This window comes from Streptomyces sp. AM 2-1-1 (genome assembly GCF_029167645.1).
GTDB lineage: Bacteria > Actinomycetota > Actinomycetes > Streptomycetales > Streptomycetaceae > Streptomyces.
Window position 1 is genome coordinate 5,153,375 of record NZ_CP119147.1, and the last position, 25,423, is coordinate 5,178,797.

Below are 25,423 nucleotides of genomic sequence, written 5' to 3' on the forward strand. Positions count from 1 at the left end.
GGCAACTGTCAGTCGCTGTCACTATTGTGCCGGGCATGACTAGTCAGACCACCGTCGACAAGGCTTCCCGGGAGCCGGAAGACATCGCAGCTCCCGTTCGGGGCAAGGGACTTCGCGGCCACCCATGGCTGACGCTGTTCTCCGTGGCCATCGGCGTGATGATGGTCGCGCTCGACGGCACGATCGTCGCCATCGCCAACCCGGCCATCCAGCAGGACCTCCACGCTTCCCTCGCGGACGTCCAGTGGATCACGAACGGCTACATGCTGGCGCTCGCGGTCTCGCTGATCACCGCGGGCAAGCTCGGTGACCGGTTCGGCCACCGCCAGACGTTCCTGATAGGCGTCGTCGGCTTCGCCGCGGCGTCCGGGGCCATCGGCCTCTCCTCCAGCGTCACCCTGGTGATCGTCTTCCGCGTGCTGCAGGGGCTGTTCGGGGCCCTGCTGATGCCCGCCGCGCTCGGCCTGCTGCGCGCCACCTTCCCGGCCGAGAAGCTCAACATGGCCATCGGCATCTGGGGCATGGTCATCGGCGCCTCCACCGCCGGCGGCCCGATCCTCGGGGGCGTCCTCGTCGAGCACGTCAGCTGGCAGTCCGTCTTCTTCATCAACGTGCCGGTCGGCATCATCGCGCTGGTGCTGGGCGTGGTGATCCTCAAGGACCACCGCGCCGAGAACGCACCCCGCTCCTTCGACATCGGCGGCATCGTCCTGCTCTCGCTGGCGATGTTCTGTCTCATCTGGGCGCTCATCAAGGGCGCCGAGTGGGGCTGGGGCGACGTGAAGACGGTCGGCTTCCTCGTGGCGGCGGTCGTCCTCTTCGCCGCCTTCGCGCTCGTCCAGACGCGCGTCCGCGAGCCGCTGATCCCGCTGGCGATGTTCAAGTCGATCCCGCTGTCGGCGGGCGCCATTCTGATGGTGCTGATGGCCTTCGCCTTCATGGGCGGCCTGTTCTTCGTGACGTTCTACCTGCAGAACGTGCACGGGATGAGCCCGGTCGACAGTGGTCTGCACCTGCTCCCGCTGACCGCCATGATGATCGTCGCCTCGCCGCTGGCCGGCTTCCTCATCACCAAGTTCGGCCCCCGTGTCCCGCTCGTCGGCGGCATGGTGTGCACCGCGGTCGCCTGCTTCGGCATGTCGCAGCTGACCATCAGCACGGGCACCCTGACCATGTCGATCTGGTTCGCCCTCCTCGGCCTCGGACTCGCCCCCGTCATGGTCGGCGCGACCGAGGTCATCGTCGGCAACGCCCCCATGGAGCTGTCCGGTGTCGCCGGCGGCCTCCAGCAGGCGGGCATGCAGGTCGGCGGCAGCCTCGGCACGGCCGTCCTGGGCGCGGTGATGGCGGCCCGGGTCGACTCCCTGCTGCCCGGCAACTGGGCGGACGCGGGTCTTCCCCAGTCCTCCGAGGAGCAGCTCTCGCAGGCGTCCTCCGCCATCGAGGTCGGCATGCCGCCCCTCGCGCCGGACACTCCGCCGGAGATCGCCGCGAAGATCACCTCGGTCGCGCACGACACGTTCGTGTCCGGCATGAGCACCGCGTTCATGGTGGCCGGCAGTGTCGCCGTGCTCGCCGCGGTGGTCGCGCTCTTCACCAAGCGCGGTGACAACGCCGAGGCCGGTGCCGGAGTCGGCCACATCTGACCCCTCCCGCCTCCGGCGCATCCGCGTCAACACCACGCCCCGCACAGCCCCGTCGGTCCAAACCGGCGGGGCTGTCGCCTATCCGGGTGATCCCGCTCCGTACCCCTTCCCCGGGCACATCGCGGCAGGTCAGGGTGTGGCCAAGAGCCGCGCCAGAGCGGTTCGCACCACAGCGGTCCGCATGCAAGCGGTGCGCATCGCAGTGGTTCGCAGCACAGCGGTTCGCAGCCCGGCGGTCGCACCGAGCGACCCGCGGCCCACGATCCGCGCCACAACGACTCGCACGACCACGGGGATTGATCCACCATGCGCAAGACCGTCATCGCGGCCGTCCTGGCCGCCACCGCTCTCGTTCCCGCAGCCTCGGCCGTCGCTCCGGCCGCGACGCCCGCCGCACCCGGGGGCATCCGTACCACCGTGACCACCACCGGCGCGCCCGCCCGCGCCCCGGGGGTGCGTCTGGGGGAGTGCGCGGCCGGAGCGCTCTGTCTCTGGAAGAAGCCGGACTTCACCGGCGCCCGTCAGATCCGGGACCTCTCCGGCGTCGACGTCGAGAGCTGCGTCCCCCTGCCGGCCGGGAGCGACGCGCAGGCCTTCGCCAACCGCACCGGCCGCAACGTCACCCTGTACCAGTCCGCCGAGTGCGGTGAGACCGGTGAGTTCGAGACGTACCCCGGCGCGGGGACATGGGTCCCGCGCTCGCCGTACCAGGTACGGGCCTTCAAGATGTGGGAGAACTGAGCCCTGCGGGCGCCGGAGCCCGCAGGGCCGACCACCCGGTGCGGCGGCCGTCGCGCCCGCCGTACCGCGTGGTCGCCGTCGGCGCCCCTCCGAGACCCGGCGGACTCCCCTCACGCTCTTCGACACGCCTCCCGTACCACGGCGTGTCCGGGGCTCACCTGACGTACAGTCACGAGCGCGGCGAACGGCCCCGGATGGCGCGACCCGCGCCGCGAACGCCCGTCGCTCTGCGAAGTTGTTCCGTCCGATGCGTTGACGAGATCTTCGCGGTACATCTAGCTTCATCGCGTCGTACTTCGTACGTCATATATGAGACGCGATACGCGAGATGCGAGAGCCCTTCATGACGTTTGCGCCCACCCCGATCCCGTCCAGGACGCAGTTCGTGCTGGAAGCGGTCAAGCACGCCATCCTGACGGGTCAGTTGCTGCCGGGGCAGGCGCTGGTGGAGACGGAACTCGCGGCACGGTTCGGGGTGTCGAAGACGCCGGTGCGCGAGGCGCTCAAGACCCTCGCGGGCACCGGGCTGGTGGTCATGAGCCAGTACAAGGGCGCCGCCGTCCGGCTGGTGGACGCGGAGATGGCGCGCGAGGTCTACGACGTGCGCCTGCTGCTGGAGCCGGAGGCGCTGCGCCGCACGATCACCTGCGGGGCCTCCCTGGACGCGGCGCGGGAGGCGCTGGAGCGGGCGGACTCGTCCACCGACAAGGCCGACCGCTCGCTCGCCAACCGGGACTTCCACCGGGCCCTTTACCTGCCCTGCGGGAACCCGCTGCTGGGCCGGATGCTCGACGAGGTCCGCGACCAGGCGGCTCTCGTCTCCACCGTGGCCTGGGCGGCCGACCCGTCCTGGGAACGGGAGGCCGCCGAGCACCGGGAGATCCTGCGGCTCGCACTCGCCCCGGACCCGGCCGGCGCGGCGGCGGCCCTCCACGACCACATCGCGTCCTTCCTCCGCCGCGCCTTTCCCGACGCCCCCTGATCCCGCCGCGCACAGCACAGCACCCCCGGCCGCGTGCCCGTGTCCCGGTGAGGGGAGCCGGGGAAAGACGTCCTGAGGACACGGACCGACAGACCCCCCGGCCCCGCGGGCCCGGCCCCGCGAGGACCGACGGCCGGCCCCGGGCGTACCCGGGACCGGCCGACAGGTGTGCGAGCCGGGCGCCGCCCGGCCGTGCCGTACGCGTCAGGCGTCGCCGCCGGCCGCACCCGGGTCGGCCGCCGCCACGTCCAGCAGTTCGTACCGGTCGACCGCCGTCTTCAGCGCCGAACGGTCGATCCGGCCCTCCTTCGCCAGCTCGGTGAGGACCGCCAGCACGATCGACTGCGCGTCGATGTGGAAGAACCGGCGGGCCGCGCCGCGGGTGTCCGCGAAACCGAACCCGTCCGCGCCCAGCGACTGGTACGCGCCCGGCACCCAGCGGGCGATCTGGTCCGGAACCGCGCGCATCCAGTCCGACACCGCCACGAACGGCCCCTCGGACCCGGAGAGCTTGCGGGTCACGTACGGGACGCGCTGCTCCTCCTCCGGGTGGAGCAGGTTGTACCGCTCCGTCTCCACCGCCTCGCGGCGCAGCTCGTTCCAGCTGGTCGCCGACCAGACGTCGGCCCGGACGTTCCACTCCTCGGCCAGGATCCGCTGCGCCTCCAGCGCCCACGGAACCGCCACCCCGGACGCCATGATCTGCGCCGGGATCTGGCCCTGCTCACCGCGCCGGAAGCGGTGGACACCCGCGAGGATGCCCTCCACGTCCACGTCGGCGGGCTCGGCGGGGTGCTGGATCGGCTCGTTGTAGACGGTGAGGTAGTAGAAGACGTCCTCACTCTTCTCGCCGTACATCCGGCGCAGGCCGTCCTTGACGATGTGCGCGATCTCGAACCCGTACGCCGGGTCGTAGGCGACGCACGCCGGGTTGGTCGAGGCGAGCAGCTGCGAGTGCCCGTCCGCGTGCTGGAGCCCTTCGCCGGTCAGGGTCGTACGGCCGGCGGTCGCACCCAGCACGAAACCGCGCGCGAGCTGGTCGGCCATCTGCCAGAACTGGTCACCGGTCCGCTGGAACCCGAACATCGAGTAGAAGACGTACACCGGGATCAGCGGTTCGCCGTGGGTGGCGTAGGCCGAGCCGGCCGCGATCAGCGAGGCCGTGCACCCCGCCTCGGAGATGCCGTCGTGCAGCATCTGCCCGGTCGGCGACTCCTTGTAGGCGAGCAGGAGTTCACGGTCCACCGCCTCGTACTGCTGCCCCAGCGGGTTGTAGATCTTGGCGCTCGGAAAGAAGGCGTCCATGCCGAAGGTGCGGTACTCGTCGGGCGCGATCAGCACGAAGCGCTTGCCGATCTCCTTGTCCCGCATGAGGTCCTTCAGGATGCGGACGAACGCCATCGTGGTGGCGATCGACTGCTGTCCCGACCCCTTCTTCGCGGCCGCGTAGGTCTTCTCCTCCGGCAGCGCGAGCGGCTTGGCGCGCACCACGCGGGTCGGCACGTAACCGCCCAGGCCCTGGCGCCGGTCGTGCATGTACTGGATCTCTTCGGAGTCCCGGCCCGGGTGGTAGTAGGGCGGGTACCCCTCGTCCAGCTGCTTGTCCGTGATGGGGATGTGCAGCCGGTCCCGGAACCGCTTCAGGTCCTCGGTGGTGAGCTTCTTCATCTGGTGGGTCGCGTTGCGGCCCTCGAAGTTCGGCCCCAGTGTCCAGCCCTTGACCGTCTGCGCCAGGATCACCGTCGGCTGGCCCTTGTGGGCCTTGGCCGCCGCGTACGCCGCGTAGACCTTCCTGTGGTCGTGGCCGCCGCGCCCGAGGTGCAGGATCTGCTCGTCGGACATGTCCTTGACCATGTCCCGCAGCCGCTGGTCCTCGCCGAAGAAGTGCTCGCGGATGTACGCGCCGGTCTCGGTGGCGTACGTCTGGAACTGGCCGTCCGGCGTGGTGTTCAACTTGTTGACCAGGATGCCCGTGCGGTCCTGTGCGAGCAGCGGGTCCCAGGAACGGTCCCAGACCAGCTTGATGACGTTCCAGCCGGCGCCCCGGAACTGCGACTCCAGCTCCTGGATGATCTTCCCGTTGCCGCGCACCGGGCCGTCGAGCCGCTGGAGGTTGCAGTTGACGACGAAGGTGAGGTTGTCCAGACCCTCACGGGCGGCGATGGAGAGCTGGCCGAGGGACTCCGGCTCGTCCATCTCGCCGTCGCCGAGGTAGGCCCAGACGTGCGACTTCGAGGTGTCGGCGATGCCGCGCGCCTCCATGTAGCGGTTCATCCGCGCCTGGTAGATCGCGCCGAGCGGGCCGAGACCCATCGACACCGTGGGGAACTCCCAGAAGTCCGGCATGAGCCGCGGGTGCGGGTAGCTGGAAAGCCCGTTCGGCGCCTTCGACTTCTCCTGGCGGAAGGCGTCGAGCTGCGCCTCACTCAGCCGGTCCAGCAGGAACGCGCGGGCGTAGATGCCCGGCGAGGCGTGTCCCTGGAAGAAGATCTGGTCGCCGCCGTCGCCCTCGTCCTTGCCCCGGAAGAAGTGGTTGAAGCCCACGTCGTAGAGCGAGGCGGAGGAGGCGAACGTGGCGATGTGACCGCCGACGCCGATCCCGGGGCGCTGCGCCCGCGAGACCATCACGGCCGCGTTCCAGCGGGTCGCGTTGAGGACCTTGCGCTCGATCTCCTCGTCGCCCGGGAAGAAGGGCTCGTCCTTCGTGGCGATCGTGTTGACGTAGTCGGTGCTGCGCATCTCCGGCACGGCGACGCGCTTCTCGCGCGCCCGCTCGATGAGGCGGAGCATCAGATAGCGGGCCCGCTCACGGCCGCGCTCGTCGACGGCGGCGTCGAGTGAGTCCAGCCACTCCTGGGTCTCCTCGGGATCGAAATCCGGGACCTGGCTGGGAAGGCCGCCAATGATGATCGGGTTGCGATCGGATCCGGAAGCCACACTGTTCCTTCGCTGTTCGGTGCTGCTACGAGGACTGCTTCGGGGACTGCTGCGAGGAGTGTTCCGAGGACCGCTGCGGGGCCGGAACCGCGGGGGCGCGGTACCTCGCGGCGTCGCAGGCGACCGCGGACACGCCACCTTCCATCGTGTACCGCGAGGGCCCGTACGTCACCTCTACCGCACGGTAACCGACGGGTTACCGGACACCCGTCCGGGGCAGTAGCCGTACGGCGGGATCGGGTCTCCGGGCCAAATCGCAACCATACGCCCAACCCGTTCATGCGTTCCCAAACGCTGTTCGGCGGCGAATGCGGGAGCGAAACGGCATAAGCTGAGGAAGGACGTATACGGGCAGGTGCTCTCCGCACCCCGGCGCGGACCGGCCGGAAGTTGCGGCGACGTGGCAGGGAACGTCACCGTTTAGGCGGTCTGAGGGGCCGGGTACTTGCGCGATTCGCCGAGCCCGTGTGGACTACGGCCAGCGCCGCGCGTACGCGCGTGGCTGAAGCATTTTCCGAAACATGATCAGGAGGCAACCCGTGAGCGCGACCGCGGACCACGCGGAGGAGCGGACCAATCTGGCCGAACGGCTGGGGTTCGAGCCCAATCAGGTGGTCCAGGAGATCGGCTACGACGACGACGTCGAGCTGGAGCTCCGCGAAGGTATTGAAGCCACCATCGGTGGGGAACTCGTCGACGAGGAGTACGACGACGTCGCCGACGCCGTCGTGTTGTGGTTCCGCGACGAGGACGGCGACCTTACGGACGCGCTGGTGGATGCCATCGGCCTGATCGAGGACGGCGGTACGGTCTGGCTGATGACGCCGAAGACCGGCCGTGACGGATACGTCGAACCCAGCGACGTCAGCGACGCCGCCCAGACCGCCGGTCTCTCCCAGACCAAGAGCATCAGCGTGGGCAAGGACTGGACGGGAACCCGTCTCGTCACGCCCAAGACGGCCCGCGCCAAGCGCTGAGTCTCGCCCGCAGCACCCCGTAGTACCGAAGTACCGAGAAGGCCCCCGGACCGCAGCACGTCGTCCGGGGGCCTTCGTACGTCCGGCGGGGCGCGCTGCGTAGGGTGGGCCACGGCTCCCCGGCGGACCGGCCCGGGGGCGGTGACGGCAAGCGAAAGGGACACCCCCATGGCGATCGAGGTCGGCTCCGAGGCACCCGCGTTCGAGCTCAAGGACAACCACGGCCGGACGGTCGCGCTGTCCGCGTTCCGCGGGGAGAAGAACGTCGTGCTGCTCTTCTACCCCTTCGCCTTCACCGGCGTCTGTACCGGTGAGCTCTGCGCGCTCCGCGACGAGCTGCCCCGCTTCGAGAACGCCGACACCCAGCTCCTCGCCGTCTCCAACGACTCCATCCACACCCTGCGGGTCTTCGCCGAGCAGGAAGGGCTGGAGTACCCCCTGCTCTCCGACTTCTGGCCGCACGGCGAGGTCTCGCGCGCGTACGGCGTCTTCGACGAGGAGAAGGGCTGCGCGGTGCGCGGCACCTTCATCATCGACAAGGAGGGCGTGGTGCGCTGGAGCGTCGTCAACGGTCTGCCGGACGCGCGGGACCTGAAGGAGTACATCGAGGCGCTCGCGGCGCTCTGAGCCCCGGCGGGACGGGGCGCGTGGTCCGCCGGGCCTCCTCCGCGGCACCGCGGCGGGCCGCCGGTGCGGTTTCCGCTCGCGGAGAACACCTGCCCCGACCGCGCTAAAGCCTGCTCCGACCGGGAACCGGTCACTAGGATCCATTCGTTGATCCGATACCACGCACGACGGGGACGCTGGTGTCTGCCGGCCCCTACATACCTATGGGAGGACTCGTGGGAGTCAGCCTCAGCAAGGGCGGCAACGTCTCGCTGACCAAGGCCGCGCCCAACCTGACCGCTGTCATCGTCGGTCTGGGCTGGGACGCCCGGACGACCACCGGCGGCGACTTCGACCTGGACGCCAGCGCACTGCTGGCGAACGCCGAGGGCAAGGTCGGCAGCGACGGCAATTTCGTCTTCTTCAACAACCTCAAGAGCCCCGACGGGTCCGTCGAGCACACCGGTGACAACCTCACCGGTGAAGGCGAGGGCGACGACGAGGTCATCAAGGTCAACCTCGCCGCCGTCCCGGCCGACGTCGACAAGATCGTCTTCCCGGTCTCGATCTACGAGGCCGAGAGCCGTCAGCAGAGTTTCGGCCAGGTCCGCAACGCGTACATCCGCGTGGTCAACCAGGCCGACAACTCCGAGCTGGCCCGTTATGACCTCAGCGAGGACGCCTCCACCGAGACCGCCATGGTCTTCGGAGAGCTCTACCGCAACGCCGGCGAGTGGAAGTTCCGCGCCATCGGCCAGGGGTACGCCTCCGGCCTTCGGGGCATCGCGCAGGACTTCGGCGTCAACGTCTGACGCGTCGACGTCCGACCCACGGCCCCAGGGCCGAGGTTCCCGCAGAAGCGCCCGGCGCCGCACCTCGCGTGCGGCGCCGGGCGTGCTTCGCGTCCCGGTGCGGCACGACCCGTGCGGTCCGTGCACGGCTGGTGCGGCGCTCCGCAGGGAATGAAGCGAAGAGAAGACCGCACACACGACTCGGGGAGGACACATCATGGGCGTCACGCTCGCCAAGGGAGGCAACGTCTCCCTTTCCAAGGCCGCACCCAACCTCACCCAGGTGCTCATCGGCCTCGGCTGGGACGCACGGTCCACCACCGGCGCCGACTTCGACCTGGATGCCAGCGCGTTGCTGTGCCAGTCGGGCCGGGTGCTCGGGGACGAGTGGTTCGTGTTCTACAACAACCTCACCAGCCCCGACGGCTCCGTCGAACACACCGGGGACAACCTCACCGGCATGGGTGACGGCGACGACGAGTCCGTCATCGTCCACCTCGATCAGGTGCCCCCGCACTGCGACAAGATTGTTTTTCCCGTCTCGATCCATGAAGCGGACAGCCGCGGGCAGACTTTCGGCCAGGTCAGCAACGCGTTCATCAGGGTCGTGAACCAGGCCGACGGCCAGGAGCTCGCCCGTTACGACCTCACCGAGGACGCCTCGTCCGAGACCGCGATGATCTTCGGCGAGCTCTACCGGTACAACGGCGAATGGAAGTTCCGTGCTGTGGGACAGGGGTACGCGTCAGGACTCCGGGGCATCGCTCTAGACTTCGGGGTCAACGTTTCGTAAAGCCGCGCACGGCGCGGGGGGAGCCCCGAACCGCGGGGGAGACCCGTTACTTACACGATGGGGTAGCCAGTGCTTCTGAAAACCTTCGGCTGGTCGGTCGCGATTACCGCGCTCGGTCTGGTCGCAGCGGCGTTCTACGGGGGGTGGCAGGCTTTCGGCGTCGTCGCGATCCTGGCAGTCCTGGAGATCTCGCTGTCCTTCGACAACGCGGTGATCAACGCCGGGATCCTGAAGAAGATGAGTGCCTTCTGGCAGAAGATCTTCCTCACCATCGGCGTGCTCATCGCGGTCTTCGGCATGCGACTGGTCTTCCCCGTCGTGATCGTGGCGATCAGCGCCAAACTCGGTCCCATCGAGGCCATCGACCTCTCGTTCAACGACCCGGACCGGTACAAGCAGCTGGTCACCGACGCGCACCCGTCGATCGCGGCCTTCGGTGGCATGTTCCTGCTCATGATCTTCCTCGACTTCATCTTCGAGGACCGGGACATCCAGTGGCTCCGGTGGATCGAGCGCCCGCTCGCCAAGCTCGGCAAGGTCGACATGCTGTCGGTCTGCGTCGCGCTGATCGTCCTGCTCGTCTCGGCCCTGACCGTCGCGACCCACGCCCACCAGCACGGCGGCGCACACGCGGACAAGACCGCCACGGTGCTGCTCGCGGGCGTCGCCGGCCTGATCACCTACCTCGTCGTCGGCGGACTCTCGGGGTTCTTCGAGAACAAGCTCGAGGAAGAGGAGGAGCGTGAGCACGAGGCGGAGGAAGAGGCCAAGAAGTCCGGCAGGTCCGCCGCTCCGGTCGTGCTGGCCGGCAAGGCCGCGTTCTTCATGTTCCTCTACCTGGAGGTCCTGGACGCGTCCTTCTCGTTCGACGGTGTCATCGGCGCCTTCGCCATCACCAACGAGATCGTGCTGATGGCCCTCGGCCTCGGCATCGGCGCCATGTACGTCCGGTCGCTCACCGTCTACCTGGTCCGCCAGGGCACCCTGGACGACTACGTCTACCTGGAGCACGGCGCCCACTACGCGATCGGCGCCCTCTCCGTCATCCTTCTCGTCACCATCCGGTACGAGATCAACGAGATCATCACCGGCCTGGTCGGCGTCGTGCTGATCGCCTGGTCCTTCTGGTCCTCGGTCCGGCGCAACAAGGCGCTCGCCGAGGCCGGCGACGGCGGCAGCACCCTGGTCGACGCGGGCGACGGCGGAGTTCGCTGAAGTTCTGGCCAGAAGTCTCCTCCTCCCGGTGTGTGACCCGGTGAGGAAAGAGGGAACGCTCTCTGCGGGGCGGTCCGCGCGGTACGGCTCCGGGAAGACCCGGGGCGGTCCGCCGGCCGCCCCGCAGTGACGTGCGGGACGCGCGAAGGCGGGCCGGAACACCGGCCGGCGAGGACGCGCAGACAGTGAGGCGGGGGTGGGGATGGGCTTCTTCGACGGCCTGTGGCCGGCGCGTACGGCACAGTTCGAGTCGGGCAACGCGGCAACGAACTCGATTCAGCTCTCACGGCGCAACGCCACGGTCTCGCTGACCAAACAGGGCGCGCTCACCGGGAACCTGCGGGTCAACCTCTCGTGGCGGATGCGGACCTCCGACATCGAGGGCCGCTCTCCCCGGGGCACCCGGCTGCGCAACCCGTTGAAGCTCTTCCAGCCCGAGGTCGTGCAGGCCCACACCCAGGGCATGGTCAACGTCGACCTCGACCTGGGATGCATGTACGAGCTCATGGACGGCAGCAAGGGCGTGGTGCAGCCCCTCGGCAATCTCATCGGAGACCTGAACGAACCGCCGTACATCCGGCTCAGCGGGGACGACCGCTTCGGCGCCCCCTCGGGGGAGACGGTCTACGTCAACATGGACCACCGCGACAAGATCAAGCGCCTGCTCTTCTTCGTCTACATCTACGACCAGACGCCGGCGTTCGACCGTACCCACGCGATGGTCACCCTCTACCCGGGCAACGGGCCGCGGATCGAGATCGAACTGGACGAACGCGCGCCGCAGGCGCGCTCCTGCGCCGTGTTCACCGTGGAGAACATCAAGGAGGAGCTGATCGTGCGCCGAGAGGTGAAGTTCGTCTACGGGTTCCAGTCAGAACTCGACCGGCTCTACGGCTTCGGCATGCAGTGGGGCCGCGGGCACAAATCGCGTGCCTGACCGCTCAGGACCGGATGAACTGCGGGCCCTGCGGAGGCAGGGCGAAGTGCGGGTCGGGCGCGGGTGCGGCGGCCGCGGCGGGCTGCGGGTATCCGTACGCGGGCGCACTCGTCGAGGGCTGCGGATAGCCGTACCCGGCGGAAGCGGGCTGCGGGTAGCCGTAGGCCGGGGCGGTGGCGGGCTGCGGGAAGCCGTAGCCGCCCTCCGGCACCGACGGGGCGGCGGTCGGCTGCGGGTAGCCGTACCCGGGCTGCGGGTGCGGGACGGTGAGGTCCGATCCGGCGTCCGGCTCGGGGCGTGCGGGGGTCGCCGCGGCCTCCGGCTCCGGGGCCTCCTCGGACGGTCCGGCCTGCTCCCCGTCGTCCACCGAGATGCCGAAGGCCGTGGCCAGCCCGATCAGGCCGGTCGGATAGCCCTGGCCGACCGCACGGAACTTCCAGCCGTCGCCGCGCCGGTAGAGCTCGCCGCAGATGATGGCGGTCTCCGAGCCCGTCTCGGGCCGGACCTCGAACACGGCCAGCGGGGCGCCCTCGGCGGCCGTGGCGTCGTACAACGATATCCGCAGGTCGCGGACGGTCTCGAAGGTCGCGCCGTCCGAGGAGGCGGCGATCACCACCTGCTCCACCGAGGAGTCGAGCGCGCCCAGGTCGGCCTCGATCGTGTCCGTCAGCCCTTCGGCGACACTGCGCTTCGGCAGTCGTCGCACCAGGCCGGAGGGATGCCGGGGCTGGTTGTAGAAGACGAAGTCCTCGTCGAACCGCACCCGTCCCGAGGCACCGAGCAGCAGGGCGGAGGCGTCCACGTCCGGAACCCCGGGCCCCGGAGTCCAGCGCAGCACGGCCCGTACGGCCGTGGCATCGAGGGGGACGTTCGAACCCTTCAGCATCCCTTGCGTCATGCCCGTCATCCTGCCTGTTGGCGGCTCCCGGGGACAATGCGGGGGCCGAAAGCGGGTATCCGGCGATAGAGCTGAGCTGCAGCACCTTACCGTGTCGGAGTCCTCCGACACGGGCGAGTTACCCGAAGTTCACATATGCGGGGAACTGCGGACACCTGTCCATACGTACTATTACCGGCCATGCGTTGTTCGAACGATCAGGCGGTATGGGGGAAATTCATGCGGCATTTCGGGCACATCTCGCCTGCTGCCCGGCAGGCACTGTTCTTCCAGGAGCCGTGCGCGTTCGACGCGGACGCTCCTGCCCGTGTGCTCTCGGCCGCACTGGGCGCCACGCTCTACGCGCCGGCCACCCGGCCCCGGCTCGCGGACGACGTCGTCAAACAGGCCGCCCGCGGCGTGGTCTCGATGGTCCTCTGCCTGGAGGACTCGATCGCCGACACCGAGGTGGAAGCCGCCGAGGAGAACCTGGTCGGACACTTCGCGGACCTCGCCGACCGGGACGCGGAGCTGCCCCTCCTCTTCGTCCGGGTGCGCGAGCCCGAGCAGATCACCGACCTGGTGCACCGTCTCGGCACCGCGGTGCGGTTGCTCTCCGGCTTCGTCCTGCCGAAGTTCACCGAATCCCGCGGAGAACTCTTCCTGGCGGCCCTGGCCCGCGCGGAAGCGGCGTCCGGACACCGGCTCTTCGCCATGCCCGTTCTCGAATCGCCGGAACTCCTCCATCTGGAGACCCGCACCGAAACGCTCCGGGGAATCGCCCGGGTCGTGGAGGCCCACCGCGAGCGCGTTCTCGCGCTGCGGCTCGGCGTCACCGACTTCTGCTCCGCGTACGGACTGCGCAGGTCCGCCGACATGACGGCGTACGACGTCCAGATCGTCAGCGCCGTCATCGCCGACGTCGTCAACGTCCTCGGCCGCGCGGACGGCACCGGGTTCACGATCACCGGTCCCGTCTGGGAGTACTTCCGCAACCAGGAGCGCATGTTCAAGCCGCAACTGCGCCGCAGCCCCTTCCAGGAGGGCCGGGCGGAGAAGCTGCGCACCGCCCTCATCGAGCACGACCTCGACGGACTGCTCCGCGAGATCGAGCTGGACCGGGCCAACGGCCTGCTCGGCAAGACCTGCATCCACCCCTCGCACGTCGACCCCGTGCACGCTCTGTCCGTCGTCAGCCACGAGGAGTACACCGACGCACAGGACATCCTGCGCCCCGAGCGCGGAGCCGGCGGAGTGCTGCGCTCCGCGTATACGAACAAGATGAATGAAGTGAAACCGCACCGGGCGTGGGCCGAGCGCACCCTCCTGCGCGCCGAGGTCTTCGGCGTCGCACGCGAGGAGGTCGGCTTCGTGGACCTGCTGGCCGCGGCCGGCGCGGAGTGAGCACGTACCGATGAGCGGGCGTGCGACGGGAGAGAAGACGGTGGACGTGGTGTGGTCGGGCGACTGGGTGGCCGAGCGACTGGGAGTCGCTCTCCGCGGCGACCAGGAGATCAGGGAGATGCTGGGGCTCGCCCTGCGGCGTAACCCCCGACGGGCCCATCTGCTGGTCTCCCACATCCTCGGGAAGCACGTCCCGCAGTTCCCGTCCCTCGTCCACGGGGCGGGGGTCGACCTCGGCCGCCGGGTGCGCGAGCTGCTCGGGCCCGAGGCCGACCGGGCGATCGTCCTCGGATACGCCGAGACCGCCACGGGACTCGGCCACTCCGTCGCCGACGGCATCGGCTCCGCGCCCTACCTCCACTCCACCCGCCGCCCCGTCCCCGGCGTGGTCCGCGCCGGAGGCTTCGAGGAGTCCCACTCGCACGCCACCTCCCACCTGCTGCTCCCGGAGGACCCGGCGCTGCTCGCCGGCCCCGGGACGCTGGTACTCGTCGACGACGAGTTCTCCACCGGCAACACCGTCCTCAACACCATCCGCGCGCTGCACGACCTCTATCCCCGTGAGCGCTACGTCATCGTGGCCCTGGCCGACATGCGCTCGGCCGGGGACCGGGGCCGGCTCGCCGAGTTCGCCGACGAGATCGGCGCCCGCCTCGACCTGGTGGCCCGCAGCTCCGGCACGGTCGAGCTGCCCGAAGGGGTGCTGGAGCGGGGACAGGCCCTCGTCGCCGAACAGGAAGCGGCGCAGGAGCCCGTGCGGGAAGCCGGGCGGACCCCGCAGACCCCGCAGACCACAGGGCAGACCACGCAGGAGGCCGACCAGGAGGCCGGGAGCGCCGGGAGCGCCGGAGCCGTCGCGCCCGGCGTCATGGCCGGTGCTCCCGTCGTCCGGGTCGATCTCGGCTGGCCGGAAGGGCTGCCGGACGGCGGCCGCCACGGCTTCACCCCGGCCCACCGCGCCACCCTGGAGAAGGCCCTCCCGGAGATGGCCGCCCGGATCGCGGCGGCCCTCCACGACCGGCCCGCCGCGGACGGAGCCGGTGAACCCGGCGGCCCCCGCCGCGACCGCGTTCTCGTCCTCGGTTTCGAGGAACTCATGTACGCGCCGCTGCGCCTCGGCACCGAGCTGGAACGGCTCACCGACGCCGAGGTCCGCTACTCCACCACCACCCGCTCACCCGTCCTCGCCGTCGACGACCCCGGCTACGCGATACGCAGCCGACTGGTCTTCCCGGCCCACGACGCCCCGGCGGACGGCCCCGGCGACCGGTACGCGTACAACATCGCGGGAGCCGGCTTCGACGCCGTCGTCGCGGTCGTCGACTCGCACGCCGACACACCCGAACTCCACGGACCCGACGGCCTGTTGGCCCGCCTCGCCGCTCACACCGGCCGGGTGCTCCTCGCGGTCGTCCCCTCGTACACCCCCGAACGGCAGGAATTCACGATGCTGCCCGAGCCCCTCAGAGGCCCCACTTTCTCCTCGTACGCCGCCGAGGACGTCGGCTGGCTGCTCCAGGACCTCTCGGACACCGAGCTGGAGGCCCCCACCGAGGAGCGCGAGGAGGCGATACAGAGCGGTGGCGCGCACTACGCCGAGTCGCTCCCCGTGGAGTACCAGCCCAGCCCCGCCTACCAGGCGCTCTTCCAGGACGCCCTGGAGGGTTCCGCCGCGCGCATCGCCCGCGCGGTCGGCACCGTCACCGAGACGGTCCTCGCCGAACGCGGCCCCCGCCCCGTGCTGGTCTCGCTCGCCCGCGCCGGCACCCCCGTCGGCGTCCTGATGCGCCGCTGGGCCCAGCACCGCCACGGACTCGACCTGCCGCACTACGCCGTCTCCATCGTGCGCGGCCGGGGCATCGACGCCAACTCCCTGCGCTGGCTCGCCGCCCACCACGACCCCGCCGACGTCGTCTTCGTGGACGGCTGGACCGGCAAGGGCGCCATCACCCGCGAACTCGCGGCGGCCCTCGAAGGATTCGAAGGATTCAACCCGGAGATCGCGGTCCTCGCCGACCCCGGTGGCTGCGTCCGTACCTACGGCACCCGCGAGGACTTCCTCATCCCCTCCGCCTGCCTGAACTCCACCGTCTCCGGTCTGATCTCCCGCACCGTCCTCCGCGCCGACCTGGTCGGCCCGGACGACTTCCACGGCGCCAAGTTCTACCGCGAGCTGGCCGGCTCGGACGTCTCCCTCGACTTCCTGGAGACCGTCGCCGCCCGCTTCGACGAGGTCGCCGACGAGGTGGACGAGGAGGCGAAGGCCCTCCTCGCCGCCGACCGCGCCCCCACCTGGGAAGGCTGGGCGGCCGTCGAACGCATCAGTGAGGAGTACGGCATCCACGACGTCAACCTGGTCAAGCCCGGAGTCGGTGAGACCACGCGCGTCCTGCTCCGCCGCGTGCCCTGGAAGATCCTCGCCGACCGGCGGGCCGGCGCCGACCTCGACCACGTACGACTCCTCGCGGAACAGCGCGGTGTGCCCGTCGAGGCGGTCGACGGACTTCCGTACAGCTGTGTCGGGCTGATCCACCCCCGGTACACACGGGGCGCGACCGGCGCCGACGGCAAGGCGGTGACGGAACAGTGACCACGTCGGGGACAGCCCCCGTGGCGATGGTCGCCAGCGATCTCGACCGCACCCTCATCTACTCGACGGGCGCCCTCCAGCTCACCATGCCGGACGCCGACGCGCCCCGGCTGCTCTGCGTGGAGGTGTACGACAACAAGCCGCTCTCCTACGTCACCGAGACCGCTGCCGGACTCCTGAAGGAGCTGGGCCGCACCACGGTCTTCGTACCGACCACGACCCGCACCCGTGAGCAGTACCACCGCATCAGTCTCCCCGGCCCGTCGCCCGCCTACGCCGTCGTCGCCAACGGCGGTCACCTCCTCGTCGACGGGGAGTCCGACCCCGACTGGCACGCCGGGGTCCTGGAACGGATCGCCGGCGAATGCGCCCCGCTCGCCGAGGTCCGCGCCCATCTCGCGGCCGCCGCCGACCCCGCCTGGCTGCTGAAGGACCGCGTCGCCGAGGACCTGTTCGCCTACCTCGTCGTCGAACGCTCCCTGCTCCCCGAGGGCTGGGTGAAGGAGCTCGTCGACTGGGCCGGTCCGCGCGGCTGGACCGTCTCCCTCCAGGGCCGCAAGATCTACGCGGTCCCCCGGCCGCTCACCAAGAGCGCGGCGGTCCGCGAGGTCGCCCGGCGAGCCGGAGCCGACCTCACCCTCTCCGCCGGCGACTCGCTCCTCGACGCCGACCTGCTGCTCAGCACCGACCTCGCCTGGCGCCCCGGCCACGGCGAGCTGGCCGACACCGGGTGGAACACCAGCGGCGTCGTAGCCCTGCGGGAGCAGGGCGTCCTCGCCGGGGAGGAGATCCTGCGCAGGTTCCTGGCAGCGGCCCGCGGCTGAGCCCGGTCGCTCGAAACCGCTGCGTCCGCGGGTCCCGTTGGGCAAGCTGGGGTCCGACCGGCAGGACCCCGTGACCTCGGCCCCAGGAGCTGCGCACGATGACCAAGGGCAACGAAACCCGCATGACCGACGAGCTGTACGCCTACGTACTGGCGCACAACCCACCGCTGGACCCCGTCCAGCGGGAGCTCGTCGCGACCACGTACGCCGAACTGCCGGAGAGCGCCGGCATGCAGTCGGCCGAGGAACAGGGCCCGCTCCTCGCCTTCCTGACCGGGCTGACCAACGCCCGGCTCGCCGTGGAGGTCGGCACCTACACCGGTTTCGGCGCCCTGTCGATCGCCCGGGCGCTGGCGCCGGGCGGGCGGCTCATCGCCTGCGACGTGTCGGAGGAGTGGACGGCGTACGGCAGGGCCGCCTGGGAGAAGGCCGGGGTCGCGGACCGCATCGACCTGCGCATCGCCCCCGCGCTCGACACCCTGCGCGCTCTGCCCGCGGAGCCGCGGATCGACTTCGCCTACCTGGACGCGGACAAGGAGAACTACGTCGCGTACTGGGAGGAGCTGGTGCCCCGGATGCGCCCGGGCGGCTTGATCGCGGCCGACAACACCCTTTTCCACGGCAGTGTCGTGGACCCGCACGCGACGGGGGCGACGGCGGCCATCCAGGCGTTCAACGAGCACGTGCTCGCCGACCGCCGGATGGACAGCGTCCTGCTCACGGTCGCGGACGGGCTGACGCTGTCGCGGAAGCTCTGAGCCCCGGGCTCGGGCCGCGCCACCACGCCCACGGGTCCCCCCGCGGCCACGGCCGCGAGGGGGCCGGCGGATCAAGGACGGGCCGGGCGTCGCGACCCTCCTGCCGTGAGCCGTCGGACACCCCCGGGGGACCGGACCCGTCCTGCGTCAGCCGCAGCAGCCTCCGCCGCAGCAGCCGCCCCCTCCGCCACCGGCCGCCGGGGCGGGCGCCGGGCCGGACGAGGCGGAGGAACCGCCCACGGCGACGGCGGAGAGGAGCTTGACGGTGTCGTCGTGCCCGGCGGGGCACGCGGCGGGATCGGAGGACTCGGCCATCGGACGGCTGAGCTCGAAGGTGTCTCCGCAGGTGCGGCAGCGGTACTCGTAACGAGGCATGGACCAAGAGTAGGGCGGCGGGCCCGTCACCGGGACCCGTCCTCGGGCGTGCTGCCCTACGCGTGCTGCCCTACGCGTGCGGTTGGGGCCGCGTGCTGCCCGGCATCAACCGGGGCCGGTCGGAGCGGGCGCGGTCCTCGCGCGCGGCCTCCTCGGGGTGGCGGGCCCGCCAGTACGGGTTGTCGTGCGGAAGCCCGCCGCTGACCCGCCCGTACATCCCGAAGAACATCAGCATCAGCCCGACGATGAAGCTGAACAGCACGTTCGGCATCTCGAAGGCGAGGAAGTTGAGACCGGTGTCCAGCAGGGCCAGGTTCACGAAGCCGCTGGCGATGAAGAGGACGCCGATCGTCATGTTCAGGGTGGACGCCTTGTTGCCGCCCACCAGCATCCCGCCGAAGAGCAGCAGTCCCACACAAATGGAGAGGATGCTGAGCGCGCCGTTGGTGTTGAGGCCGGCGACCGTGTCGCCACCGGTGTCGAAGATGCCGATCCTGTCGATCAGACCGAAGATGCCGAAGGCGAGGAGCACGAGCCCCATCAGCCCGGCGCCGATCCGGTAGACCCGGCTCAGACGGTGGTCGACGGGCAGCTCCTCGTTGAGACGGGCGTGCAGAGGCGTGGGCTTCATGGGCCTCTCGGGCTTGATGGGCCCCTCGGGCTTCACGGACGTCATGGCGGCCTCCTCGGAGGTACGCACCGGTGCCCGCTCGGGCTCAGGGAGACTTCGCGCGGGTGCCACGGCTTCGTGCGGCTCCCACGGCCCTCGCGGCCGGAGGGCCGGGCGGCCCCCTGGTTCGCACCGGCGTACGGATCAGTACCAGCATCTGCCCGTGGACGGATCGGGACAAGTCGTGACGGGCGGGGCGAAGCGCCGAGAGGGCCGGAAGGCGTCCGGTCAGCGGCGGCCGGCGGTCAGGACGACGAGGAACTGGCCGCCGCCCGCCTGGATGCCGGCGGTCACCGGCAGCCCCGGTACCAGCCGGGAGAACCGGTCCTCCAGCCAGTCCGCCGCCTCCTGGGCGTCCCGCTCGCTCGGGCAGCGGCCCACCATCTCGCGGCCGCCCTTGCGCTCCAGCCGTTCGGCGACAGCGATCAACGGCGCGGGATCGGCCACGTACAGGTGGTCCGGCCAGGCGATGACCACCTTGACCGCACCCTTGCGGGTGTTGCAGCCGCGGTGCGCGAGCCGCTCGGCCACCTTCGCCTTCCGGTCGGCGGTCCGGCTGTCCACGCTTGGGCCCCGCGCGTCGTTCACCGACATGCCGGGGTCGACCGGTTCGTCGCACACCCAGCAACGCCAGCCGTCGCGCTCTGCCACATCATCAAGGAGACTCACCCGAGCAAAGTAGCCTGCCCGGCCACCGGCCCGTGCACCAGGTCGGCGGGCCCGGCTGCTCGACGGCCCGCCCACCGACGGCCCCCGCTCCCTGGCACCCCGGCTTCTCGGCGCTCAGACTCCCTGGCACTCCCGCTTCTTGGCGCCCCGGCTTCTTGGCACCCGGGCCTCTTGATACTCCCGTTTCTTGGCGCCCCGGCTTCTAGGTGGAACGCACGGTCCGCCCACCGTCAGGCGCCGGAGCCGAGTCCTTCGCGGATGTCCGACACGACCCTGGCCGCCGACTGCCGGACGGCTTCCGTCTCGGTCAGAAAGTGCCAGTAATCGGGGTGACGGGCCTCCAGGGCGGCGATCGCACGGTCCAGCCGGGCCACCGCGCTGTCCAGGGGTCCGGCATGACGCGGATCGGGGGTGCTGCGCCCGGTCATGGCGAGGCGCTGGGCGTCCCGGACGGCGAACCGGGTCCGCTCGATCTCCTTCTTCGGGTCCTTCGCCACGGCGTCCAGCAGCCGCAACCGCTCACCGGCCGCCGACACCGCCTCATCCGCGTGGTTGAGCAGTGCGCGGACCGTGCCGAGCCGTGCGGTGGCATCGGGCCAGCTCTGCTCCCGCCGGGCCGTGACGGCCTCCGCCAGCTTCTCCTCCGCCTGGCGGACATCCCGCGCGGCCTGCTCGGGCACGTGCTGGAGGTCCTGCCAGCACTCCGCCGAGAATCGACGCCGCAGCTCGCTGAGTATCGGCTCCACCCCACTGGTCCGCGTGGTCAGGGCCTGGGCGCGGGTACGCAACGACACCAGCCTGCGGTCGATCTCGGCAGCCCGCTCCGGCAGCCGCTCGGCCTCCGTGCGTATCGCCTCGGCCTCGCGGACCACCTGGTCGGCGCGTTGCAACGTCTCGGCCACACCGTGCCGGCCCGCGCCCTGGTTGAGCTTGGTCAGCTCGGGGGCGAGGGCGGCGAGCCGCGCCGCGAGGTCGTCGGCCTTCAACCCGGAGGCCCGTACCCCGTCCAGGGCACCGGTGGCCCCCAGCAGCGCCTGGCGCGCCCGCTCCACGGCCGGCGCCAGCCGGGCGAGCTGGGTCTCGGCGCTGCCGAGGAGGGGGCCGAGTCCCCGCGCGTACCGGTCGAGCTCGCCCTTGACCCGTACGAGATCGTCCTTGGCCCTGGTCAGCTCGGTGGTGGCACGGTCAGCGACGGACGGCTCCAGACCGTCCCGGTCCAGATCGTGGGCGTCGACGGCGGTGATGTAGGCGTGACTGACCTCGTCGATGCGGCGCCCCAGGGCCGCGAAGTCCTCGACGGCCTGACGGGCACGCGGGGAACTGTCCACGGCCGTGATGGTCTCGACCGAGATCTCGAGATCGCGCTGGGCGCTGTCCAGCTCGTAGAAGGCCTCGGCGGCGGCGTCTTTCGCGGCCTGGGCGTCCGCCCTCCGGCTCTCGTCCCGTCCGCCGAACCAGCGGCGCGTACCGCCCCCGGCGAATGCGCCGGGCAATGCGGCGGCGAGCAGGGGCAGAGGCAGCAACATCAGCGCGACGGCGTCCCGAAGCGTGGCGGCGGTCCGGCCTCCGGTGGCCTTCCCCTTCGTGCTCGGACGCGCGTCTGTCGCCGTCACATGCCTCTCCCGTGCCGTTCGCCTCTGCCCGGTCCATTCTCCCACCAGTCATGACGAATACCCGGGCCGCTTAGTTCGCGGTTCGGAGGCTGACTTCCCCGTTGTCGCTGCGGACCTTCACCACGTGCGGGCTGGCGTCGCTGCGCGGCACGTCGACGGAGACGTGCCCGTTGTCCGCCTTCGCGTCCACCGCGTACGCGGTCCCGCTTCCGGGCAGCTCGATGCGGGCGCCCCCGTTGTCCGTGGTCACGTCCAGCAGATCCGGCGCCGCGTCGAACCGGAGCCGGACCGACCCGTTGTCCGAGCCGACCACCACGGACGGGCCCGAGATCCCGTCGGCGTCGATGGAACCGTTGTCGCTCGACAACTTCAGCTCGCCCCCGGCGTCCCGCACCGCCACCCCACCGTTGTCGGAGGACAACTCCAGCCTGGTGTCGAATCCCGACGCGGTCACCTTCCCGTTGTCTCCCGACGCCTTCACCGCCACCCCGCGCGGCACCCGCACCGTGTGCCGGCCCGTGCAGTCGCTGATCACCCCGGTGCACTTCACGGCGAGCGTGAGAGTGCCGTCCTCCATCTTCCAGACCGGATCGGGCCCGGTCCCGAACATCACCCACCCGTCCGTCTGCCGCTCCACCTCCACCCGGTCCACATCGGCCGGCACGAGCTCCAGCGAAGTGTTCGACGCGTCGATCGTCAGCGTCTTCCCCCCGAGGGCGAAGGACTTGTGCTCCACCGGCGCCCCCTCCACGTCCGCGCCCCCACCGCAACCGCTGACCGTCACGGCGACGACGAGCGCGCCGGCGGCAGCGAGGAAGGCAGCGCGCCGACGAGTGGCGCGTCGGTGGCCGGTGCCCCGTGGGGTGCGCGGGAGAGCGGCGCGTCGGTGTGCGTACGGCGTGCCGGTGGTGTGGTCCACGGGTTCGGTCCCCCAGAGGTGCGCGGTGCGGTGACGTGCTCACCGGGGCGGCTCCCCCGGCCACCCTCACGTTATGCAGCCCCGCCGTCACCCACGATGAGGCCGCCCACCGGTTCCGGGGTAGGGCTAACCCCCGTATCCGGCCCCGCGTGCGAGCCCGGAGAGGGCGCTGTGCGGCGTCGCACCCCGCTCCACACCGGGGACCTGCGGCGGCGGGGAATCGGTGTACGAACCGGACCCGGACGCCATGTACGCTGTTCCTTCGTCCACGGGTGCGTAGCTCAGGGGTAGAGCGCTGCTCTTACAAAGCAGATGTCGGCGGTTCGAAACCGTCCGCGCCCACCGAGGACAAGAGCCAGGTGAGAGCCTGGTTTTTAGCCCTCAGCCGTACTCGGCTGGGGGCTTTCTCGCGCCCGGAGTCCACTAAGAGTCCACATCGCTGAATGATCACGGCTTCTCGTCGCCCGTAGAGTGCTGCGCACGGCACGGGCAGGTCCGCCTCCCCACGCGCGCCTGAGCCGCGCCCCCCAGAAGATGTGGGGTCCCGGCGGGGAGGCTCGGCCCACGGGCGCAGCCCCGCCGCACGGTCGGTGGGGCCTTCTGCTGCTCACGGTAAACCGCCCCGCACTCGGACGATTGCAGGGCGGAGCGCCCGCTCCCCATCGCCGACGCTTTCCGCGTCCCCCTCGCCACCCCGGCGCGAGAGAGCTAACGCCCTCGTCTTGGCTGCGGTGCCGGTGCCTCGTCGAGCGCTTGGTGGAGGATCGACGGTGCGGCCTGCCTGGCGGTGCACTCCGGGTCGCCCATCGGATGGGCGTACGAGTCCTCGCGGGCGCCGGACGCGGAGTGCCCTTCGACGGCGATGATCGCGTTGCCGAGGATCGTGTGGTCGCAGTACACGCAGTACCTGGGGAAGCTCACCGGGCAGCTCTCCATGCCCGGCCGAGCGCCACTGCGGTGGGGCAGGCCCGCCCGGCCCGGCAGGTCGCGCATCGCTCGGTGTGGAATATCCATGCGCGGTATGCCCGGTCTCCGGGGGTCAACGTCTCGGTGGTCATCGGGTTTGTCCTTCCCAACAGGTGAGGCAGCAGCGCGGGAACCAGGTGACGAGGGAGCCGCCGTACGCCGGGTCGGGTCGGGGCCCGAGGTCGTGAGCGTCGCCCGGTGTCAGCGGCGCCGCGCACCAGACACAGTCGGCTCCGCGCTGCTGCGGGTCGGAGAGCGTCTCGGGTTCGGGCGTCGGCTGCGTGCGCATACGAGTAGCGTTTCCGATGCGGACCGTGATGCCCAGAGATGCCGTGTCCGCCAGTGTCCGCAGCCGTGCGGACAGCGCGGACAGCGTGGGAGAGCATCCTGATGAGCGAGACCTTCGGCCAGGCGTTACGTCGACTCCGCGGCGCGCGGTCGATCCGGGACGTTGCCCAGCTCGCGTCCTGCGGCAAGTCGTACGTCTCGGACCTGGAGTTGGGGAAGCGCCGGCCGACACCGGACATCGCCCGCGCCCTCGATGACGTCCTCGACGCTGGTGGGGAGTTGGCCGCGCTGGCCGAGCAGCGGCCGGGCGCCGACCCGCTCGACCAGGCGGACGGGCTCCAGCGAGGCCTCGCGGAAGAGTTCGCCACCAGCGCGCTCACCGGGGAGGGCCTGGCCGAGGTCGAGTACACGGTGGCCCGACACGGTCGCGCAACCCGGTACCGGGCGGAGGCTGAGCTGCTGCCCGAGCTGCTCGCGGACTTCACAGACCTACGGCTCCGCCTGACCGGCCGCCAGTCCCCGCCGACGAGGAAGCGCCTGCTGATTGCCGTAGCCCAGATGTCCGGGCTGATGGCCCTGACGCTGTTGAAGGTGGGCGATGCACGGTCGCGGGCGTGGTGGCGGACGGGCCGGAGCGCGGCGGCTGCGGCTGAGGATCGGGCGACGTTGTCGTGGATCTACGCGCAGGAGGCATATCAGCTCTTCTACAGCCGGGACATACATGGCGCTGTCGAGCTGGCGTGCCGCGCGCAGCAGTTGGCCGGCGGCCTCCCGTGCGTCGGCCCGGCGCTTGCCGCCCCGCTGGAGGCCCGCGCGGCAGCTCTCCTCGCGCGGCCCGACGCCGCGGCGGACGCACTGCACCGCGCCGAGCACGGGTTGGAGCGGCTGCCCGAGACGGCCCGGACCGCCAGTGCCTTCGGGTACTCCGAGTCGCAGCTGCGATTCCACAGCGGGAACGCGTGGACCCACCTCGGCGTCGTCGAGCGCGCGCGTGAGGAGCACGCGCGCGCCTTGGAGCTGTACCCGGCGGCGGACCACATGGGCCGGGCGCTGATCGATCTCGACCTCGCCATGTGCCTGGCCATCGAGGGCGACGCCGCCGGGGCCGCGCGGAGAGCGACGACCACCGTGGTCGGCCTGCCGCCGTCGCACCGCTCCGCGCTGATCATCTACCGAGCCGCCGACGTCGCAGCTAGGGTGCCTGAGGCACGAGCGGTGTCAGAGGTGCGGGTGCTGCGCGAGATCCTGGCGCTGCCCCCTGGAAAGTAGGGACAGCGCATGGTGGAAATCAGCCCGGCAACGGACGCGGACACCGCGGCGATCTCCGCGATCCTCGGCGAGATCGAGGAGCACTACGGCGGCGACCCGGCCCCGGGTGATCCGGCACAGATCCGTGCCGCCCTCTTCGGCCCACGCCCGCACGCCACGGTGCTGCTCGCCCGGGCCGGCGGCGACGTCCTCGGGATGGCCAGCTACACATACCTCTGGCCGGCGGCCGGAGCGGACTCGTCGCTCTACCTGAAGGAACTGTTCGTGCGCGCGACGGCCCGGCGCCGCGGTGTGGCCCGCGCGCTTATGGATGCCCTTAAGGGGATCGCCGCCGAGACTGGGTGCTCGCGCGTCGAGTGGACGGCCGACGCGGACAACCCCGGTGCGCTCGCCCTGTACGAAGCGCTCGGCGTAGCCCAGCTCGCGGGGAAGGTCTTCTACCGGGTCAGCGTCTGAGGGGAATGCTCGGCTTCCCCACGGTCGTAGACCCGAGCGGGTGTCCATTTTTGCCATCGAATGCCGCCCGGCCACGCGTTTTCCGCACCTCACCCACGCTCGCATTCGCCGAGGTCGAGC

The 25,423-nt window shown here is 70.7% G+C and carries 24 protein-coding genes and 1 tRNA gene; 16 read left to right on the forward strand and 9 right to left on the reverse strand.

Annotated features, from left to right (window positions below):
* The first annotated feature begins 35 nt into the window (after positions 1–35).
* From PZB77_RS22510 to PZB77_RS22520, 3 genes are all read left to right on the forward strand, one after another.
* The gene (locus PZB77_RS22510; protein WP_275494428.1) at positions 36–1,646 is read left to right on the forward strand and encodes an MFS transporter; all 1,611 of its coding nucleotides are present in this window, start codon (positions 36–38) and stop codon (positions 1,644–1,646) included.
* 306 nt (positions 1,647–1,952) lie between these two features.
* Positions 1,953–2,387 (forward strand): peptidase inhibitor family I36 protein, encoded by a 435-nt coding sequence (locus PZB77_RS22515; RefSeq protein WP_275494429.1) that lies wholly within the window; start codon positions 1,953–1,955, stop codon positions 2,385–2,387.
* Positions 2,388–2,730: 343 nt separating this feature from the next.
* Entirely contained in the window at positions 2,731–3,369 is a 639-nt protein-coding gene (locus PZB77_RS22520; RefSeq protein ID WP_275494430.1) for a GntR family transcriptional regulator, read from the forward strand.
* A gap of 204 nt (positions 3,370–3,573) precedes the next feature.
* Here PZB77_RS22520 and aceE read toward each other — a convergent pair whose 3' ends face one another.
* On the reverse strand, positions 3,574–6,306 hold the full coding sequence (aceE, locus tag PZB77_RS22525) for a pyruvate dehydrogenase (acetyl-transferring), homodimeric type (protein WP_275494431.1): 2,733 nt from the start codon (positions 6,304–6,306) through the stop codon (positions 3,574–3,576).
* Between the two features lie 539 nt (positions 6,307–6,845).
* On the opposite strand from aceE, the gene PZB77_RS22530 reads away from it, so the two are divergent.
* The 6 genes from PZB77_RS22530 to PZB77_RS22555 all read left to right on the forward strand — a co-directional run bounded on the left by PZB77_RS22530 (position 6,846) and on the right by PZB77_RS22555 (position 11,625).
* Positions 6,846–7,283, forward strand: a complete 438-nt coding sequence (locus PZB77_RS22530) for a DUF3052 domain-containing protein (RefSeq protein WP_275494432.1) — start codon at positions 6,846–6,848, stop codon at positions 7,281–7,283.
* A gap of 168 nt (positions 7,284–7,451) precedes the next feature.
* Positions 7,452–7,910, forward strand: coding sequence for a peroxiredoxin (locus PZB77_RS22535; protein WP_275494433.1), 459 nt, complete (start codon positions 7,452–7,454; stop codon positions 7,908–7,910).
* Between the two features lie 215 nt (positions 7,911–8,125).
* Entirely contained in the window at positions 8,126–8,701 is a 576-nt protein-coding gene (locus tag PZB77_RS22540; RefSeq protein ID WP_275494434.1) for a TerD family protein, read from the forward strand.
* A 196-nt stretch (positions 8,702–8,897) separates the two neighbouring features.
* Positions 8,898–9,473 carry a TerD family protein gene (locus tag PZB77_RS22545; RefSeq protein ID WP_275494435.1) on the forward strand — a complete coding sequence of 192 codons (576 nt, stop codon included), beginning with the start codon at positions 8,898–8,900 and terminating at the stop codon, positions 9,471–9,473.
* Between the two features lie 69 nt (positions 9,474–9,542).
* Complete coding sequence (locus PZB77_RS22550; protein WP_275494436.1) at positions 9,543–10,688, forward strand: DUF475 domain-containing protein; 1,146 nt, start codon at positions 9,543–9,545, stop codon at positions 10,686–10,688.
* Between the two features lie 202 nt (positions 10,689–10,890).
* Entirely contained in the window at positions 10,891–11,625 is a 735-nt protein-coding gene (locus PZB77_RS22555) for a Tellurium resistance (protein ID WP_275494437.1), read from the forward strand.
* Positions 11,626–11,629: 4 nt separating this feature from the next.
* On the opposite strand, the gene PZB77_RS22560 is transcribed toward PZB77_RS22555, so the two are convergent.
* Complete coding sequence (locus PZB77_RS22560) at positions 11,630–12,532, reverse strand: TerD family protein (RefSeq protein ID WP_275494438.1); 903 nt, start codon at positions 12,530–12,532, stop codon at positions 11,630–11,632.
* 210 nt (positions 12,533–12,742) lie between these two features.
* Here PZB77_RS22560 and PZB77_RS22565 point away from each other — a divergent pair, with 210 nt between their 5' ends.
* The 4 genes from PZB77_RS22565 to PZB77_RS22580 all read left to right on the forward strand — a co-directional run bounded on the left by PZB77_RS22565 (position 12,743) and on the right by PZB77_RS22580 (position 18,078).
* Entirely contained in the window at positions 12,743–13,906 is a 1,164-nt protein-coding gene (locus PZB77_RS22565; protein WP_275494439.1) for an HpcH/HpaI aldolase/citrate lyase family protein, read from the forward strand.
* A 10-nt stretch (positions 13,907–13,916) separates the two neighbouring features.
* Positions 13,917–16,496 carry a phosphoribosyltransferase gene (locus tag PZB77_RS22570; RefSeq protein WP_275494440.1) on the forward strand — a complete coding sequence of 860 codons (2,580 nt, stop codon included), beginning with the start codon at positions 13,917–13,919 and terminating at the stop codon, positions 16,494–16,496.
* A gap of 26 nt (positions 16,497–16,522) precedes the next feature.
* Entirely contained in the window at positions 16,523–17,320 is a 798-nt protein-coding gene (locus tag PZB77_RS22575; RefSeq protein ID WP_275496168.1) for an HAD family hydrolase, read from the forward strand.
* 98 nt (positions 17,321–17,418) lie between these two features.
* On the forward strand, positions 17,419–18,078 hold the full coding sequence (locus PZB77_RS22580) for a class I SAM-dependent methyltransferase (RefSeq protein ID WP_275494441.1): 660 nt from the start codon (positions 17,419–17,421) through the stop codon (positions 18,076–18,078).
* A 147-nt stretch (positions 18,079–18,225) separates the two neighbouring features.
* Here PZB77_RS22580 and PZB77_RS22585 read toward each other — a convergent pair whose 3' ends face one another.
* The 5 genes from PZB77_RS22585 to PZB77_RS22605 all read right to left on the reverse strand — a co-directional run bounded on the left by PZB77_RS22585 (position 18,226) and on the right by PZB77_RS22605 (position 22,189).
* On the reverse strand, positions 18,226–18,453 hold the full coding sequence (locus PZB77_RS22585; RefSeq protein WP_275494442.1) for a zinc ribbon domain-containing protein: 228 nt from the start codon (positions 18,451–18,453) through the stop codon (positions 18,226–18,228).
* A gap of 70 nt (positions 18,454–18,523) precedes the next feature.
* On the reverse strand, positions 18,524–19,084 hold the full coding sequence (locus PZB77_RS22590) for a DUF4383 domain-containing protein (RefSeq protein WP_275496169.1): 561 nt from the start codon (positions 19,082–19,084) through the stop codon (positions 18,524–18,526).
* A gap of 267 nt (positions 19,085–19,351) precedes the next feature.
* Complete coding sequence (locus PZB77_RS22595) at positions 19,352–19,792, reverse strand: hypothetical protein (protein WP_275494443.1); 441 nt, start codon at positions 19,790–19,792, stop codon at positions 19,352–19,354.
* 230 nt (positions 19,793–20,022) lie between these two features.
* Positions 20,023–21,405 (reverse strand): hypothetical protein, encoded by a 1,383-nt coding sequence (locus PZB77_RS22600; protein ID WP_275494444.1) that lies wholly within the window; start codon positions 21,403–21,405, stop codon positions 20,023–20,025.
* A gap of 70 nt (positions 21,406–21,475) precedes the next feature.
* Entirely contained in the window at positions 21,476–22,189 is a 714-nt protein-coding gene (locus tag PZB77_RS22605; RefSeq protein WP_275496170.1) for a DUF4097 family beta strand repeat-containing protein, read from the reverse strand.
* 405 nt (positions 22,190–22,594) lie between these two features.
* Here PZB77_RS22605 and PZB77_RS22610 point away from each other — a divergent pair.
* Positions 22,595–22,666 (forward strand) — tRNA-Val (locus tag PZB77_RS22610).
* A 366-nt stretch (positions 22,667–23,032) separates the two neighbouring features.
* On the opposite strand, the gene PZB77_RS22615 is transcribed toward PZB77_RS22610, so the two are convergent.
* Together PZB77_RS22615 and PZB77_RS22620 are read right to left on the reverse strand one after the other, a co-directional pair.
* Entirely contained in the window at positions 23,033–23,245 is a 213-nt protein-coding gene (locus PZB77_RS22615) for a hypothetical protein (RefSeq protein WP_275494445.1), read from the reverse strand.
* Between the two features lie 133 nt (positions 23,246–23,378).
* The gene (locus tag PZB77_RS22620; RefSeq protein WP_275494446.1) at positions 23,379–23,579 is read right to left on the reverse strand and encodes a hypothetical protein; all 201 of its coding nucleotides are present in this window, start codon (positions 23,577–23,579) and stop codon (positions 23,379–23,381) included.
* 101 nt (positions 23,580–23,680) lie between these two features.
* Here PZB77_RS22620 and PZB77_RS22625 point away from each other — a divergent pair, with 101 nt between their 5' ends.
* Both PZB77_RS22625 and PZB77_RS22630 read left to right on the forward strand, forming a co-directional pair.
* On the forward strand, positions 23,681–24,847 hold the full coding sequence (locus PZB77_RS22625) for a helix-turn-helix transcriptional regulator (protein WP_275494447.1): 1,167 nt from the start codon (positions 23,681–23,683) through the stop codon (positions 24,845–24,847).
* A gap of 9 nt (positions 24,848–24,856) precedes the next feature.
* The gene (locus PZB77_RS22630; protein ID WP_275494448.1) at positions 24,857–25,303 is read left to right on the forward strand and encodes a GNAT family N-acetyltransferase; all 447 of its coding nucleotides are present in this window, start codon (positions 24,857–24,859) and stop codon (positions 25,301–25,303) included.
* Positions 25,304–25,423: the final 120 nt, after the last annotated feature.

Coding starts and splice junctions, on each gene's coding strand:
- PZB77_RS22510 (WP_275494428.1), top strand. CDS start 36: ATGACTAGTCAGACCACCGTCGACAAGGCTTCCCGGGAGCCGGAAGAC.
- PZB77_RS22515 (WP_275494429.1), top strand. CDS start 1,953: ATGCGCAAGACCGTCATCGCGGCCGTCCTGGCCGCCACCGCTCTCGTT.
- PZB77_RS22520 (WP_275494430.1), top strand. CDS start 2,731: ATGACGTTTGCGCCCACCCCGATCCCGTCCAGGACGCAGTTCGTGCTG.
- PZB77_RS22535 (WP_275494433.1), top strand. CDS start 7,452: ATGGCGATCGAGGTCGGCTCCGAGGCACCCGCGTTCGAGCTCAAGGAC.
- PZB77_RS22545 (WP_275494435.1), top strand. CDS start 8,898: ATGGGCGTCACGCTCGCCAAGGGAGGCAACGTCTCCCTTTCCAAGGCC.
- PZB77_RS22555 (WP_275494437.1), top strand. CDS start 10,891: ATGGGCTTCTTCGACGGCCTGTGGCCGGCGCGTACGGCACAGTTCGAG.
- PZB77_RS22560 (WP_275494438.1), bottom strand. CDS start 12,532: ATGACGGGCATGACGCAAGGGATGCTGAAGGGTTCGAACGTCCCCCTC.
- PZB77_RS22565 (WP_275494439.1), top strand. CDS start 12,743: ATGCGGCATTTCGGGCACATCTCGCCTGCTGCCCGGCAGGCACTGTTC.
- PZB77_RS22570 (WP_275494440.1), top strand. CDS start 13,917: ATGAGCGGGCGTGCGACGGGAGAGAAGACGGTGGACGTGGTGTGGTCG.
- PZB77_RS22575 (WP_275496168.1), top strand. CDS start 16,523: ATGGTCGCCAGCGATCTCGACCGCACCCTCATCTACTCGACGGGCGCC.
- PZB77_RS22580 (WP_275494441.1), top strand. CDS start 17,419: ATGACCAAGGGCAACGAAACCCGCATGACCGACGAGCTGTACGCCTAC.
- PZB77_RS22585 (WP_275494442.1), bottom strand. CDS start 18,453: ATGCCTCGTTACGAGTACCGCTGCCGCACCTGCGGAGACACCTTCGAG.
- PZB77_RS22590 (WP_275496169.1), bottom strand. CDS start 19,084: ATGAAGCCCACGCCTCTGCACGCCCGTCTCAACGAGGAGCTGCCCGTC.
- PZB77_RS22620 (WP_275494446.1), bottom strand. CDS start 23,579: ATGCGCACGCAGCCGACGCCCGAACCCGAGACGCTCTCCGACCCGCAG.
- PZB77_RS22625 (WP_275494447.1), top strand. CDS start 23,681: ATGAGCGAGACCTTCGGCCAGGCGTTACGTCGACTCCGCGGCGCGCGG.
- PZB77_RS22630 (WP_275494448.1), top strand. CDS start 24,857: ATGGTGGAAATCAGCCCGGCAACGGACGCGGACACCGCGGCGATCTCC.